We start from the raw sequence: 13,824 nt of genomic DNA, 5'->3' as shown, positions 1-13,824 counted from the left end.
CTTGCGTGCTGACCGGATAAATCCCTATGAGTGTGACCCTACTCACGCTCTACATCCGGCGCAATAACCAAGAAAATAATTAAGCATAGTGCCAAGCGCGGGCCGAGGCTATCGTGCTAATCTGCGCACTATGCCTCATCTAAATGAACTTGACGGAACAGACGCCCGGATCTTGCTGGCGCTCATCCACGATCCCCGGCAGACGGTAGTTGCCATGGCCGCGCAATTGGGACTCTCGCGCAACACGGTCCAGGCCCGCATGGCGTCGCTGGAAAAGCGCAAGGCGTTCCTGCCGTTTGACCACCGCATCAACGCCAGCACGCTGGGTTATCCGTTGTCGGCCTTCATTTCGGTCCATGTGCAACAGCAAAAACTGGGCGCTCTGGCCACGTCCCTAGCGGCGATTCCGGAAGTAGTGGAAGCCCATGGTCTCAGTGGCCGTGCGGATCTTCTGGTGCGGGTGGTTTCTACCGGAGCCGAGGATCTCTTCCGCATCAACGGCAAGATTTTGGCCTGTGACGGGGTTGAACGGACCGAAACCTCGCTGTCCATGCAGGAGTTGGTCCCTTTCCGCATGACGCCGCTGCTGGAACGGGATTTGAAAAAATAGTCCTAGCCCGCCAATCCACACCAGCCGCCGCTCCGAACTACTGGCACGGGTTCACCATGAGCCTGTATCAGGAACGGACGAATCATCATCGCGATTCGTCTACGAAAAAAGGAGTATTCATCATGCGCACTTCACCGAACAGGCTGCTGGCCACCGTCTTTGGCGCGGTCTATCTTTTGGTCGGAATCCTTGGCTTCTTCGTCACCAGCGGCATCGGATTCTTTGCCACCGAAGGCCGGAATTTGATCTTCTTTGAGGTCAATCCGCTGCACAACGTGATTCACTTGGCCATTGGGGCCGCGCTTCTGTTCGCCGGGCTGGCCTCTTCCAAGGCTGCCAAGACCATGAACTCCACCGTGGGTTCGGTGTACCTGCTGGTAGGAATCGCCGGACTCTTCCTGCCAGGCACGGCTTTGAACATCATCGCCCTCAACGGCGCAGACAACGTGCTGCACCTTGGAAGCGCCATCGTCCTGCTGGCCGTGGGCCTCTCACAGGACCGCGCCACCTCCACCGCGACTGCCTAACCATGAAAACCGCCAATGAGCCCTCGTGGCTGTTTACGTGCGTGGCTCTGCTGGGAATCGCCGCCTTATCGAGTGCGGCAGCCTCAAGTTTGTTGCCCGGCTTCGGTGAAGCGGTCGACGGCGGACCCTCGGCTAGCGGGCTCGGCGGACCTTTGTTGGGGGTAGCCGGTGTTCTCTCGGCCATGTACGGGCTAGCGGCGCTTGCCTATGGGCTTCTGGCATTGCGACATGGAAAGCTCATCAGGCCTGAAGTCCTGAACCCTGCCCTGGGGATCGCCGCTGGCATCCACCTCATCGGCTTGTTGCTGGGGTTGTGGCGGAGCGTACCTTTGACATCACGATCGCTGCAATGCTGGTTCTGGAACTCGCGGCGACGGCAGTTCTGGGCTGGGCCCGCAATGCCCCGCTACGCAGTCCCCAAGGCCAGAAAAATTCTGTCGCCGGATCTTCGTCAGCTGCGGCCACGCCACGTACGGCGGCTGCAGTGGTAGGGACACTCTTTGCCATCTCGCTGTTCGTTGCCGCGTTGACCACCGTCGGCATGGCGGCGTCCACGGCCGGTGAGCTTGCTGTACCGCATTCGGGGCACAGCGATTCCGGTCCCGGCGGTTCGGGCCACATTGACCATAACAGCAACGTGATTCCCGAGAACCTCCAGCGGCTCAAGGACCAAGGACACCACCACTAAAAAGTCTCCCGCCTTTCGCTTGCCGCCCGAGGCGAGATGACAGCAAAAGGCCCCGTCCGCCGTCGTACTTGAGAAAGTGACGGTGAACGGGGCCTTGTGCCTCAGGGCTAGTGCTCGGAAGCCTTTTCGGCTCCAACACCGGTGAGTGAACGGACGTCCATCTCAGCCTGGATGCGCGGATCCTCGGTGTTCTTATCCATGACAGTGCCCAACCAGCCCAGGAAGAAGGCGAGTGGGATAGAGATGATGCCGGGGTTGGCCAGCGGGAACCAGGAGAAGTCGGCGCCGGGGATCATGGCCTTTTCGTTGCCGGAAACCACCGGTGAGAAGGCGATCAGCAAGATGGCCGAGGCCAGGCCGCCGTACATGCTCCACAGTGCACCCTTGGTGGTGAACTTCTTCCAGAACAGCGAGTAGACGATGGTGGGCAGGTTCGCGGAGGCGGCAATGGCGAAGGCCAAGGCAACCAGGAACGCGATGTTCTGACCGTTGGCCAGGATGCCGCCGCCGATGGCGACCAGGCCGATCACGATGACGGTGCGTCGGGCAACCTTGACTTCCATTTCTGGCTTTGGCTCGCCCTTGACGATCACATTGGAGTAAATGTCGTGAGCGAAGGAAGCTGCCGCCGTGATGGTCAGGCCGGCCACCACTGCAAGGATCGTTGCGAAGGCAACAGCGGAGATGAAGCCGAGCAGGAGGGGGCCACCGATTACGAATGCCAGCAGCGGAGCCGCAGCATTCACGCCACCGGGAGCGGAGAGAATGGCTTCCTTGCCGATGAGTGCGCCGGCACCGTAGCCCAGCACCAAGGTGAAGATGTAGAAGCCACCGATGAGCCAGATGGCCCAAACCACGGACTTGCGAGCTTCCTTGGCGGTGGGAACCGTGTAGAAGCGCATCAGCACGTGCGGCAGAGCCGCGGTACCGAGCACAAGAGCCAAGGCCAGGGAGATGAAGTCCAGCGGAGCCTTACCGTACTGGGCTCCCGGGTTCAGCAGTGCTTCACCTACACCGCCTTCATTGATGGAGGTCTGAACTGCCGCATCCATGAGGGTGGAGAGGTTGAAGCCGTGCATAGCCAAGACGATGATCGTCATGATGGCTGCACCAATGATCAGCAGGAATGCCTTGATGATCTGTACCCAGGTGGTGCCCTTCATGCCACCGATCAGTACATACACGATCATCAAGACGCCAACAACGGCGATGACAATGTTCTGGCCGGCCTTGTTGGAGTTGTCCAAGCCGAGGAGCAGGGACACAAGACCACCGGCACCAGCCATCTGGGCCAGCAGGTAGAAGAAGCAAACCACCAAGGTTGTGGTTGCCGCGGCGATGCGCACGGGGCGCTGCTTCAGACGGAAGGAGAGCACATCCGCCATGGTGAACTTGCCCGTGTTGCGCAACAGCTCGGCAACGAGAAGAAGTGCCACGAGCCAGGCTACGAGGAAGCCGATGGAGTAGAGGAAGCCGTCGTAGCCGTTGATGGCAATGGCACCGGTAATGCCCAAGAAGGATGCGGCGGAAAGGTAGTCGCCGGCAATGGCTGTACCGTTCTGGCCACCGGAGAAGGACCGTCCTGCGGCGTAGTAATCGGCCGCGGTGTTGTTATTGCGACTGGCCCGGAACACCACAATCATGGTGACGGCAACAAAGGCAATAAAGATCAAAATGTTGATCCAGGAGTTCTCTTTCGTTTGGTCACTGAGCGACTTGGCCAGTGGTGCAACGTTGAGAAGTGCTGAGGACAGGCTCATGTACTAAACCTCTTCCTTGGTCATGCCGGATGCATCGATCTGTCGTTCCAGGCGTGTGCGAATGACCGCAGCCTGGGGATCGAGCTTGCGGTTGGCGTAGCTGACATACCAAGTGGTGATGCCAAAAGTGGTGACGAACTGGAACAGACCCATGATGAGGCCAATGTTGATGTTGCCCCAGACCTTGATGGACATGAAGTCATGGGCGTAGGCGGCCAAAAGGACGTAGGCGAAGTACCAAACCAAAAATCCGATGGCTACGGGGAAGACAAAGTTCCGGTGCGACTTCTTGAGCTGCTTGAACTCTTCCGAGTTCTGTTCAGCAATAAAGTCCACGGGTCCTTCGTGACTTGCTTGGGCAGAATTACCCATCATTCCTCCTTGAGTGATGTGATCTCTTTCACTATGAAGTGCCCCAGCTCACATTCATGCGTGCTTTGCACGGCGCCGCGGTGAACGGCATTGTCAGTGCGCTGAATGGTGCTGTGGCGGCTATTCTTTACAGCATGTCCACTCCCCTGTTGAGCGAATCAACACTCCTGCTCATAACAGCTATCGCCGTGGTGGTAGCCGCTGCCGCAGTGGTAGCCGCTGTCGGATTCCGGCTCTCCCGTTCGCACCGCGAATTGGGCACGGAGGCTGAGCACGCCACGTTTACTGCCCTGCATTCAGCGGCCGCAGCCGGGGAACAGCTCCGGGACGGGCTGGAACCTGCAGGAGCTCTCAAAGCCAGCAAGCAATTGCGCACACTGCTGAACTGTGCCGCGTTCGCCATGACCGACGACACCCGTCTGCTGGCCTGGGATGGCACCGGCGCCGCGTCCCGGCAACCTGATTCCGACGTCGTCATGGGCCTTGTGACCAAGGCGCTGAGCAACGGCCGCACCCAGGTGGCAACGCTGGATCCGGCGCTGCGCAAGGCCCTGGGGTTGGCGCCGGACAGCGATATGAAGGCAGCCGTGATCTGCCCTCTCAAGGTGGATTCGCGCGCCGTGGGGTGTGTCATGATCCTGTCAAAATCGCCCACTGCCGGCCTGGTACGGGCCACCAACGAGGTCGCCGCCTGGGTCTCAGCCCAGTTGGAATTGGCCGAGTTGAGTGCCTCCCGCACTTTGCTCGCAGAGGCCGAAGTACGAGCCCTGCGCGCCCAGATCAGCCCACATTTCATCTACAACTCCCTCAACGCCATCGCCTCCTTCATCAACACCGATCCGCAACGCGCCCGTGACCTAGTGGTGGAATTCGCCGACTTCACCCGCTATTCCTTCCGCCGGCACGGGGACTTCACCACCCTTGCCGAAGAGCTCCGCTGCATTGATCGATACCTGCTGCTGGAAAACGCCCGTTTCGGGGACCGCCTCCAGGTCAGCTTGCAGATTGCCCCGGAGGTCCTCAGCACGGTCATTCCCTTCCTCAGCCTGCAGCCCCTCGTGGAAAACGCGGTCCGGCACGGCTTTGAGACCAAGCCCGGCAAGGGGCTGGTGCAAATTAGCGCCCGGGACCTTGGCGCCTACACCGAAGTCACCATCGAGGACGACGGCGTGGGGATGGATCCCGAGCAACTGCGGCTAGTTCTCGCTGGGCGACATGATGGGACGCACGTGGGCCTGCGGAATGTTGACACCCGCCTGCGCCAGGTTTACGGGGACGAGCACGGCCTCACCATCGACACCGGCGTTGGACACGGCATGTTGATCACCATGACAGTACCCAAGAACCAGCCCGGCCATGACGCGTAGGCCTTCCTCCGCCGCGCCAAGCCGTACCCTTGGATACATGATTAATGTCCTGGTGGCTGATGATGAGCTGCCCGCTGTGGAAGAGTTGGCGTTTCTTTTGGGCCGTGACCCGCGTGTGGGCACCATCCATCGAGCCATGAGCGGTGCCGAAGCCTTGGACCTGCTGGCGGTGCACACCGTTGATGCGGTGTTCCTGGACATCCACATGCCTGGCCTCTCCGGGCTGGAGCTAGCGGCAGTGATTGGCAAACGCAGCAACCCTCCCGTAGTGGTTTTTGTAACGGCCGACGACGACCGGGCTCTGGAAGCTTTCGAGCTGGCGGCAGTGGACTACCTGCTCAAGCCGCTGCGCACCGAACGCCTTACTCGCACCGTGGACCGGGTCGTGGAACTGGTAACCCAACCGGCCATCGCCGCAGAAGAAGTCGAAATGATCACGGTAGATCAAGGTGGCATTAGCCGAATCATCCGGCTCGATGAAGTGAAATTTGTGCAGGCCCAGGGCGACTACGCCCGGCTCCACACGGCTGAAGCCAGCTACCTCATCAGGGTGCCGTTGGCAGACTTGGAACAACGCTGGGCCGAGTCCGGTTTTATCCGCATTCACCGCTCGTATTTGGTGTGCATGTCCTTTGTGACCGCTTTGAAACTCAGCGCGGCAAAGCCCACTGTGTTGGTGGGCAACTCCGTCTTGCCAGTGAGCCGCCGTCACGTGCCGGTTCTGCGTGAACATTTACAAGCCACCCGGGTACGGCCTGCACCATGAGTTTCGGTCCCAACCGTCCCCCGGCCCAAGGCCGTGTCCGGGTCTCAGCCCCTCGCACCCAAGCCCGGGCTATCCCCGCCCAAACATCTGTCTCGCAGGAAGTTGCCGAACAGTCCGCCGTGGGCGAGGTCATGGTCCAGTCGCTGATTCGTTCACAACTGCGGCTGGCTCTGGTTGTAACAGCCGGGTTCATGGCGTCCCTCTTACTGTGTTGGGCACTGGTCCGATGGGTGCCGCTCTTCGCAGATTGGCGCATCTTGGGCATTCCCGCACCGTGGTTGCTGCTGGGCGTGGGCGCGTATCCCATCATCGGGATCTGCGCTTGGTTGTATGTCCGTGCCGCCACCAAGAACGAGGCCCAGTACCGGGACCTCGTGGAGGAAAAATGAATCCTGCCATTGGCTACACGGCACTCATCGTCGTCTCTGTCGTAACCGCCGTCATAGGCTTTTATGGGCTGCGAATCTCACGGACCACCAGCGATTTCTACGTAGCATCACGCACCGTCAAGCCATGGTGGAATGCTTCGGCCATTGGCGGGGAATATCTCTCAGCCGCCAGCTTCCTCGGCATCGCCGGTCTCATCGTCATGACCGGGGTCGACGCCCTGTGGTTTCCCATCGGCTACACCGCCGGCTACCTCATGCTGCTGTTTTTCGTGGCCGCTCCCCTGCGCCGTTCGGGGGCCTACACCATCCCAGATTTTGCCGAGGCTAGGCTGGAATCTGCTACGGCCCGTTATGTCACGAGCATTCTGGTAGTGGTGGTGGGCTGGTTTTACATCGTTCCGCAATTGCATGGGGCGGCCCTAACCATCCGCACCACCACGGGCCTGCCTTCGTGGGTTGGCGCCGGAGCAGTCGTGGTGGTGGTGGTCCTGACGGTGGTCACCGGTGGCATGCGGTCCATCACTTTCGTGCAGGCTTTCCAATACTGGCTCAAGCTCACAGCACTGGCTGTCCCCGCCATCTTCATCCTGCTGATGCTCAGCGGCGGCACCGGACCCACCATCCCCGCTGGCACGGAACTGTTCCCACCCACCAGTCCCATTACCGGAGACTCCACCTACCGCACGCTATCCCTGCTCATTGCTCTGCTCTTTGGCACCCTCGGCCTACCGCACGTTCTAGTGCGCTTTTATACCAACCCCGACGGCGCAGCAGCCCGCCGCACAACCTTGATCGTGCTGGGACTACTCTCCTTCTTTTACCTGTTCCCCACCATTTACGGGGTACTGGGACGGGTGTTCCTGCCCGAACTGGCAGAGGGCGGCTACCCCGACGCCACCGTGTTGCTGCTGCCTGGCACCTTGGTGGGCGGCATGGCCGGTGACTTGCTTTCTGCCTTGGTCGTGGCTGGTGCCTTCGCCGCCTTCTTGTCCACCACCTCAGGACTGGTGGTCTCACTGGCTGGGGTCATCAGCCAAGACCTCCTAGGGGGAAGCGTAAGGGGATTCAGGCTCGCGGCTGTGCTGGCCGCCGTGGTACCTTTTGGCTTTGCCATGATGACCGATTCGCTGGCCCTGGCAGGCAGTGTGGGACTCGTTTTTGCCTTCACAGCGTCCACCATTTGCCCCTTGCTGCTGCTGGGGATCTGGTGGCGCGGACTCACCGACGCTGGCGCGGTTGCCGGTATGGTCACGGGCGGCATCTTGTGTGGTGCAGCGATTGTGGCCGGCGTCCGGGTGGATCCAGATTCACCGTGGCGCGATCTTCTAACCCAACCCGCCGCGTGGACCGTTCCGGCTGCTTTCTTGGTCACTATCATCGTCTCCAGAGCAACCAAGCACCGGCGCAGCGCGTCGGTCTCCCGCTTCATGACCAAGCTGCATGTGCCCGAACGCCCCTTGGCGCAGGAGAATCCCCGGACTTAGGCCGGTTTAAGCGTCCTGGCCAGCTGGGGCGCCATAGAGGGTGGTGGGTTACTTCTCTGGTACCGGGTCAATTGATGCCATGAGCTCAACCACGCGATCCAGGAACGCGTCAACCTGGCTTTCCTCATAGCCGTCGGCGCCCTTTGCTGTGGCAAATACTGCCCGTCGAACTACATCGACGCTGAGCTCGCCGTTGTCTTCAACGTAGACGAGCAGTTCACGGCATAGCAGGTCCACGTCTTCGACGCTATAGCTTTGTGCGTTTCGTCTGTTGGGGCGGCGGAAGCGTTCCCCGTCGGGGCGGTGCAGTCGGGCCCGCAGCACGGAAGCGGTTTTGCCGATCTTCATCATCCAGGCTTTTTCGCCCTCGGCTGCGATGAGGAGTTCCTTTTCCCGGAGCACAAATTCGTCTTCAATCCGATCCATCGCCGCATCCACGGCTTGGGCACTGTAACCACCTCGGGCAGGGTCAAAGGACGCCGTACGCACGTCGTGGCTGGTGATGGCTTTGCCGTGGCTGTCTGTGTTCAGGAAGTAGGCGCGGGCACGTTCTAAGAACACGTCCACTTGCTTGACGTTGTAGCCAACTTCCTTGGGACCCACCAATTTGAATTTGGAGGTGGTCCGGGGTTTTTCTTCCACAGTCACAGTCATTCCTTGAACTTTTCTCGTTACGAGGTGCAACTCACGCTGCATGGCACGGGGACCTGGTGTTAGAACCGGCCTAAAACAGTAAAGATCGCGTATGCCACGGGGGCAGCAAACAAAATTGAGTCCAGCCGGTCCATGACGCCGCCATGGCCGGGTAGAAGATTACTCATGTCCTTGACACCGAGTTCTCGCTTCACCATGGATTCGGCGAAGTCTCCTCCGGTTCCGGCAAAGACCATGCCGATGGCCAGAGCCAAGCCTACCCACCAGTGCTGATCGAGCAAGAACACCGTCGCCGGAATGGCCACCAAGGTGGCTCCACCCAACGATCCGGCGAACCCTTCCCAGGACTTTTTCGGACTGATTTTTGGGGCCATGGGGTGCTTGCCAAACAACACACCCACTAGGTAGCCAAAGGTGTCATTGGCAACCACCAGCAAGAGCATGATGATCACCTGCACTACACCGGGGTTCATATGTGCAAGATCCAGCGTCATTCCAAGCGTGGCGCCATTGTCAGAACGCAACATGAGGAAGACGAAGCTGAGTAAGAACGGTATCCACATGAGGGAGAACAGACCCGCCAGAATGCTCTTGATAGCACCCGGTTCAGGATCCAAAGAACGCCACAAGACGGTGGCTCCAGCACTGGCAACGAGGGCGAACAACAGCCCCTCAGAACCGGCAAAGTACGCCGCGGATGGCATCGCAAAGGCTCCCACCATGACAGGAGTCAGGGGGGCCTTGATCCCCCTACCGGCCACTGCACGGGTCACTTCCCAAACACCGGCACAAGCAAACACCGTAGCGAGAGCAACAAAAGCGACCGGGTAGAACAACAGCGAGCCGATGACCAGCGCCAACAAGATGACGCCCACAGTGATAGCGGCTGGGAGATCACGTCCTGCTTTGGGAGTCCTCGGCACCTTCAAGGCGGTGGCACCGGAAGGCATCGCAGCAATGGGACCTGCCGGAACCGGAATGAGCGGAAGACCCGTCACCTGCAAAGCCGATACCGGCTCAGGAGCGGCGGCAGCCAAAGCGGGAGTTAGCTCATCCGGAGCTGCTGCCTCAGCTTGCCCCTCCTGAGTGTCATCGTCGATGACATGGGGAACGGTGACCATTGGCGCAGCGGTGTTGCCCGGGGCGGACTCGCCGACGTCGAGCTGAGCCGCACTATCAGCGTTGTCCGAGCTGTCCGAGCTGTCCGAGCTGTCAGTGCTATCGGTGCTGCTGGCAGCATTGTCCGAGCTGTCAGTGCTATCGGTGCTGCTGGCAGCATTGGAATCAGAGTTGTCATCGGTGCTGGCCTGAGCGTCTCCGGCTACTGCTGGTTCCGCCTGCTCTTGCAATGATGACGTGACTGATTCCTGCGCAGAACTTTCCTGGTCCGCTGCTTCAGGCTCCGCAGTCACCGGTTCGGCGACCACGGGAGCTTCATGCACGCTATTTTTGGGCACGACAATGGGAATCATGCCGGTCAGCTCAGCGTGACGGCGCGCTTTCCGCGTGGGAAATTGATAGTCAGCTGGCGGTGGCACCAGCCGGACGTCCGGTTTTGCCGCGGCAGGCTCCTGATCAGAGCCTGCCGGCGTGCGCTTTGGGTCCTTCATTAGACCTCGAGAAGCTCGACTTCCTTGCGCTTAAGCAACTCATCGATGTTGTCTGTGTGGGCCTTGGTCAGCGCATCCAATTCCTTTTCGGCGCGGTTACCCTCGTCTTCACCGGCATCGCCATCCTTGACCAGCTTGTCCAGCTGCTCCTTGGCTTTGCGGCGGATGTTGCGGACCGATATCTTGGCATCCTCACCCTTGGTGCGGACAATCTTGACGTATTCCTTGCGGCGTTCCTGCGTCAGTTCCGGCATCATGATGCGGATGACATTGCCGTCATTGGAGGGGTTTGCGCCAACCTCGGATGAGCTCAGTGCGCGCTCAATGTCATGCAACGCCGTCTTGTCGAACGGTGTGATGAGCAAGGTGCGAGCTTCCGGCACTGCGAAGGATGCCAGCTGCTGCAAGGGGGTGGGCGAACCGTAGTACTCCACCATGACTTTATGGAACATGGCGGGGTTGGCTCGGCCGGTGCGCACCGCAGAGAATTCCTCCTTGGCTACCTCAACGGCCTTGTCCATCTTTTCCTCAGCCTCGAGCAAGGTATCTTCAATCACGCGTCTCTCCCTCAATAAGTGTCTTTACTTCTTTCCGCGGCACATGCTCACGGCAATTCTGAACCCATCCTACCGTGACGGGCGCGCCACAGCGCCCCGCCACTGGGCAGGTCTAGCGATATTTACGGGGTGACCCGGGTACCCAGTTCTTCACCGAGAATGGCGCGGGCTACATTGCCTTCGCCTTCCATGCCGAAGACCAGCATGTTCACGTTGTTGTCCTTGCACAAGCTGAACGCTGTCTGGTCCATGACGCGGATGTCACGGGCCATGGCTTCGTCGTAGCTGAGGCTATCGAGCTTGACGGCGGTGGGGTCCTTCTTGGGATCGGCGGTATAGACGCCATCAACACCATTCTTGGCCATGAGTACCTCGTCGGCGTGGACTTCCAGCGCGCGCTGGGCGGCCACAGTATCGGTGGAGAAGTACGGCAAGCCGGCGCCGGCACCGAAGATGACCACGCGGCCCTTCTCGAGGTGGCGAATGGCACGCCGCGGGATGTAGGCTTCTGCGACCTGACCCATGGTGATGGCGCTCTGAACACGAGTGTCCACACCCGCCTGCTCGAGGAAGTCCTGCAGGGCTAGGCAGTTCATGACGGTGCCCAGCATGCCCATGTAGTCCGCGCGGGAGCGGTCCATCCCAGAGGCGGAGAGTTCGGCGCCCCGGAAGAAGTTTCCACCGCCTACAACAATGGCCACCTCGACCTGGCCAACAGTGCTGGCAATCTGCTTGGCGATGCCGCGGATGGTCTCCGGATCAACACCGAGCTTGCCTGCGCCAAAGACCTCGCCGGAGAGCTTCAACAACACACGACGGCGTTTGGCCACCCCCGATGTAGGTGCTGCGCTGCTCTGCTCTGTCTGCGAAATATTCGTGGTCATAGTGCCTTCCGTGGGTACAGATTCTTGGCTGCTGGTGTAAGTGTTTACTTCACACCAACGGCTGCGTGCCGTTGTGCTTTTAATGTCTCGTGCAGATGCGCTCCGCCGGGGCGGTGTCGACTGAAGGGGTGCGTCTAAGATCATATCCGATGCTTGGGCGCAAAGAAGGGGCAACCGCAGTTTGCGGCCACCCCTTCTTCGTCACATCCTGATTGCTGCACGGAGTCGTGCAACTCAGAAAGTTAGAATTATGCTCCGACGCGGAAGCGTGCGAAGGCAACAGGCTTGACGCCCGCTTCGGAAAGAACAGCGGCAACGCTCTTCTTGGCATCCTTGGCGAAAGCCTGGTCAACCAGGACGATCTCCTTGAAGAAGCCGGTCAAACGACCCTCAACGATCTTCGTCATGGCCGCTTCCGGCTTGCCCTCTGCCTGTGCGGTTTCGGTGGCGATGCGGCGTTCGCTGTCAACGACGTCCTGTGCAACTTCGTCGCGGGTCAGGAACGTCGGGGACATGGCGGCAATGTGCACGGCTACGTCGTGCGCAACTTCCTGGTTGTCACCGTCGATGGCGAAGAGCACGCCAACCTGTGCGGGGAGGTCCTTGGACGTCTTGTGCAGGTAGGAGTCAACCGTGGCACCTTCAACGCGGGCCAGGCGGCGGATGGCAACCTTTTCGCCCAGCAGTGCGCCGGCGGCAATGACAGCCTCGGACATGGGCTTGCCGTCAACCTCAACGGCCAGCAGTGCCTCAACGTCGGCCGCGCCGGAGGAGATGGCCGTGGCCAGGACCTTGTTGGCGAATTCGATGAAGGGGGCAGCCTTGGCAACGAAGTCAGTTTCGCAAGCGACCTCAACCATGACGCCAACACCGTTTTCAACGGCTGCGGCAACGAGGCCTTCAGCGGTTGAGCGGCCTTCGCGCTTAGTGGCGCCCTTGAGGCCCTTGATGCGGATGAGCTCCATCGCCTTATCGGCGTCGCCGTTCGCCTCGTCGAGAGCCTTCTTGACGTCCATCATGCCTGCGCCCGTGCGCTCGCGCAGAGCCTTAATATCAGCGGCGGTGTAGTTCGCCATATGAACTCCTCAGAATAAATGTTTGAGTATGTAAATCGGTTTTAGGCCAGTTCTGGCAGGACCACTTTGCCTTGTGAGCGGTGCGATCCTGCCAGCGTCTGGTTCCTCAGGTGGCAGCTACGACGGATGAATCCGTCACAGTTACCGGGAAAAGATTCTTACTTCTCGGTTGCAGCTTCAGCAGCAGCTTCGGCGGGTGCTTCAACAGCAGCCTCGACCGGCGCTTCAACAGCAGCTTCAACAGCGGCTTCAGCGGCGGGTGCCTCGAGGAGTTCGCGCTCCCACTCAGCCAAGGGCTCAGCCGGTGCTTCGGTGTTGCCGGTTGCCTTGTTGTTGCGGGCGATCAGGCCTTCTGCAACAGCATCAGCGATAACGCGGGTCAACAGTGCAACGGAGCGGATGGCGTCGTCGTTACCCGGGATCGGGAAATCAACTTCGTCAGGGTTGCAGTTGGAGTCCAAGATGGCAACAACGGGGATGTTCAGCTTGTGTGCCTCGTCGATGGCGAGGTGTTCCTTCGGGGTGTCAACGACCCAGAGCAAGGACGGTGCCTTGGTCAGGTTGCGGATACCACCGAGGTTGGTCTGCAGCTTGGTCAGTTCACGCTTGAGGAGCAAGAGCTCCTTCTTGGTGTGGCCCGAGGAAGCAACGTCCTCGAAGTTGATCTCTTCGAGTTCCTTCATGCGAGCAATACGCTTGGAAACCGTCTGGAAGTTGGTGAGCATACCGCCCAACCAGCGCTGGTTTACGTAAGGCATGCCAACACGGGTGGCCTGCTCTGCGATGGCTTCCTGAGCCTGCTTCTTGGTGCCGACGAAGAGTACGGTTCCGCCGTGTGCGACGGTGGACTTCGTGAACTCGTATGCGCGGTCAATGAAAGACAGTGACTGCTGCAGGTCGATGATGTAGATGCCGTTGCGCTCTGTGAGGATGAATCGCTTCATCTTCGGGTTCCAACGACGGGTCTGGTGTCCAAAGTGGACGCCGCTGTCAAGCAGCTGGCGCATTGTTACGACGGGCATGCCGACGCTCCTTTTTGATAATTTACGGTTATTTAGCCTTGGTTCCGCCGGTTTCCCG

General features: G+C 59.9%; 15 protein-coding genes. 7 read left to right on the top strand and 8 right to left on the bottom strand.

Going from position 1 to position 13,824, the window contains the following annotated elements:
• Positions 1-130 precede the first annotated feature (130 nt).
• The 3 genes from AB0O97_RS00940 to AB0O97_RS00930 all read left to right on the top strand — a co-directional run bounded on the left by AB0O97_RS00940 (position 131) and on the right by AB0O97_RS00930 (position 1,825).
• Positions 131-610 (top strand): Lrp/AsnC family transcriptional regulator, encoded by a 480-nt coding sequence (locus AB0O97_RS00940; protein ID WP_363878955.1) that lies wholly within the window; start codon positions 131-133, stop codon positions 608-610.
• A 122-nt stretch (positions 611-732) separates the two neighbouring features.
• Positions 733-1,137: a DUF4383 domain-containing protein gene (locus AB0O97_RS00935; RefSeq protein WP_363836562.1), complete on the top strand. Its 405-nt coding sequence runs from the start codon at positions 733-735 to the stop codon at positions 1,135-1,137.
• A gap of 313 nt (positions 1,138-1,450) precedes the next feature.
• A complete protein-coding gene (locus AB0O97_RS00930; protein ID WP_363878952.1) occupies positions 1,451-1,825 on the top strand; it encodes a hypothetical protein in 375 nt (124 codons plus the stop codon).
• A 107-nt stretch (positions 1,826-1,932) separates the two neighbouring features.
• Here the strand turns inward: AB0O97_RS00930 and AB0O97_RS00925 are convergent, their stop codons facing one another.
• Complete coding sequence (locus AB0O97_RS00925; protein WP_363878949.1) at positions 1,933-3,585, bottom strand: sodium/solute symporter; 1,653 nt, start codon at positions 3,583-3,585, stop codon at positions 1,933-1,935.
• Positions 3,586-3,588: 3 nt separating this feature from the next.
• The gene (locus AB0O97_RS00920) at positions 3,589-3,957 is read right to left on the bottom strand and encodes a DUF485 domain-containing protein (protein WP_363836567.1); all 369 of its coding nucleotides are present in this window, start codon (positions 3,955-3,957) and stop codon (positions 3,589-3,591) included.
• A 134-nt stretch (positions 3,958-4,091) separates the two neighbouring features.
• Here AB0O97_RS00920 and AB0O97_RS00915 point away from each other — a divergent pair, with 134 nt between their 5' ends.
• From AB0O97_RS00915 to AB0O97_RS00900, 4 genes are read left to right on the top strand one after another with little or no spacing between them, the layout of a single operon-like run.
• Positions 4,092-5,324, top strand: coding sequence for a histidine kinase (locus tag AB0O97_RS00915; protein ID WP_363838098.1), 1,233 nt, complete (start codon positions 4,092-4,094; stop codon positions 5,322-5,324).
• 37 nt (positions 5,325-5,361) lie between these two features.
• Positions 5,362-6,090 carry a LytTR family DNA-binding domain-containing protein gene (locus tag AB0O97_RS00910; RefSeq protein ID WP_363836568.1) on the top strand — a complete coding sequence of 243 codons (729 nt, stop codon included), beginning with the start codon at positions 5,362-5,364 and terminating at the stop codon, positions 6,088-6,090.
• The gene (locus AB0O97_RS00905; RefSeq protein WP_363836570.1) at positions 6,087-6,479 is read left to right on the top strand and encodes a hypothetical protein; all 393 of its coding nucleotides are present in this window, start codon (positions 6,087-6,089) and stop codon (positions 6,477-6,479) included. The genes AB0O97_RS00910 and AB0O97_RS00905 overlap by 4 nt, the downstream gene beginning before the upstream one ends.
• Positions 6,476-7,963: a cation acetate symporter gene (locus AB0O97_RS00900; RefSeq protein WP_363878946.1), complete on the top strand. Its 1,488-nt coding sequence runs from the start codon at positions 6,476-6,478 to the stop codon at positions 7,961-7,963. The genes AB0O97_RS00905 and AB0O97_RS00900 overlap by 4 nt, the downstream gene beginning before the upstream one ends.
• A 48-nt stretch (positions 7,964-8,011) precedes the next feature.
• On the opposite strand, the gene AB0O97_RS00895 is transcribed toward AB0O97_RS00900, so the two are convergent.
• The 6 genes from AB0O97_RS00895 to rpsB form a co-directional block, all read right to left on the bottom strand.
• A complete protein-coding gene (locus AB0O97_RS00895) occupies positions 8,012-8,617 on the bottom strand; it encodes a DivIVA domain-containing protein (protein ID WP_363878943.1) in 606 nt (201 codons plus the stop codon).
• A 59-nt stretch (positions 8,618-8,676) separates the two neighbouring features.
• A complete protein-coding gene (locus tag AB0O97_RS00890) occupies positions 8,677-10,089 on the bottom strand; it encodes a phosphatidate cytidylyltransferase (protein ID WP_363878940.1) in 1,413 nt (470 codons plus the stop codon).
• Positions 10,090-10,226: 137 nt separating this feature from the next.
• Positions 10,227-10,784: a ribosome recycling factor gene (gene frr, locus AB0O97_RS00885; RefSeq protein WP_363836575.1), complete on the bottom strand. Its 558-nt coding sequence runs from the start codon at positions 10,782-10,784 to the stop codon at positions 10,227-10,229.
• A gap of 122 nt (positions 10,785-10,906) precedes the next feature.
• Entirely contained in the window at positions 10,907-11,668 is a 762-nt protein-coding gene (pyrH, locus tag AB0O97_RS00880) for a UMP kinase (RefSeq protein WP_363878937.1), read from the bottom strand.
• 248 nt (positions 11,669-11,916) lie between these two features.
• Entirely contained in the window at positions 11,917-12,744 is an 828-nt protein-coding gene (gene tsf / locus AB0O97_RS00875; RefSeq protein WP_363878934.1) for a translation elongation factor Ts, read from the bottom strand.
• 158 nt (positions 12,745-12,902) lie between these two features.
• Positions 12,903-13,766 carry a 30S ribosomal protein S2 gene (gene rpsB / locus AB0O97_RS00870; protein WP_363878931.1) on the bottom strand — a complete coding sequence of 288 codons (864 nt, stop codon included), beginning with the start codon at positions 13,764-13,766 and terminating at the stop codon, positions 12,903-12,905.
• Positions 13,767-13,824 lie beyond the last annotated feature (58 nt).

It is taken from the genome of Specibacter sp. NPDC078692 (assembly GCF_040686835.1).
Classification (GTDB): Bacteria; Actinomycetota; Actinomycetes; order Actinomycetales; family Micrococcaceae; genus Specibacter.
This window is presented reverse-complemented; position numbering and strand designations above follow the sequence as displayed.

Bases quoted from the DNA above. Each gene is read 5' to 3' on its own strand.
- AB0O97_RS00940 (WP_363878955.1), top strand. From the start codon at position 131: ATGCCTCATCTAAATGAACTTGACGGAACAGACGCCCGGATCTTGCTG.
- AB0O97_RS00935 (WP_363836562.1), top strand. From the start codon at position 733: ATGCGCACTTCACCGAACAGGCTGCTGGCCACCGTCTTTGGCGCGGTC.
- AB0O97_RS00925 (WP_363878949.1), bottom strand. From the start codon at position 3,585: ATGAGCCTGTCCTCAGCACTTCTCAACGTTGCACCACTGGCCAAGTCG.
- AB0O97_RS00920 (WP_363836567.1), bottom strand. From the start codon at position 3,957: ATGGGTAATTCTGCCCAAGCAAGTCACGAAGGACCCGTGGACTTTATT.
- AB0O97_RS00915 (WP_363838098.1), top strand. From the start codon at position 4,092: ATGTCCACTCCCCTGTTGAGCGAATCAACACTCCTGCTCATAACAGCT.
- AB0O97_RS00910 (WP_363836568.1), top strand. From the start codon at position 5,362: ATGATTAATGTCCTGGTGGCTGATGATGAGCTGCCCGCTGTGGAAGAG.
- AB0O97_RS00905 (WP_363836570.1), top strand. From the start codon at position 6,087: ATGAGTTTCGGTCCCAACCGTCCCCCGGCCCAAGGCCGTGTCCGGGTC.
- AB0O97_RS00900 (WP_363878946.1), top strand. From the start codon at position 6,476: ATGAATCCTGCCATTGGCTACACGGCACTCATCGTCGTCTCTGTCGTA.
- AB0O97_RS00895 (WP_363878943.1), bottom strand. From the start codon at position 8,617: ATGACTGTGACTGTGGAAGAAAAACCCCGGACCACCTCCAAATTCAAA.
- AB0O97_RS00890 (WP_363878940.1), bottom strand. From the start codon at position 10,089: ATGATTCCCATTGTCGTGCCCAAAAATAGCGTGCATGAAGCTCCCGTG.
- pyrH (WP_363878937.1), bottom strand. From the start codon at position 11,668: ATGACCACGAATATTTCGCAGACAGAGCAGAGCAGCGCAGCACCTACA.
- tsf (WP_363878934.1), bottom strand. From the start codon at position 12,744: ATGGCGAACTACACCGCCGCTGATATTAAGGCTCTGCGCGAGCGCACG.
- rpsB (WP_363878931.1), bottom strand. From the start codon at position 13,766: ATGCCCGTCGTAACAATGCGCCAGCTGCTTGACAGCGGCGTCCACTTT.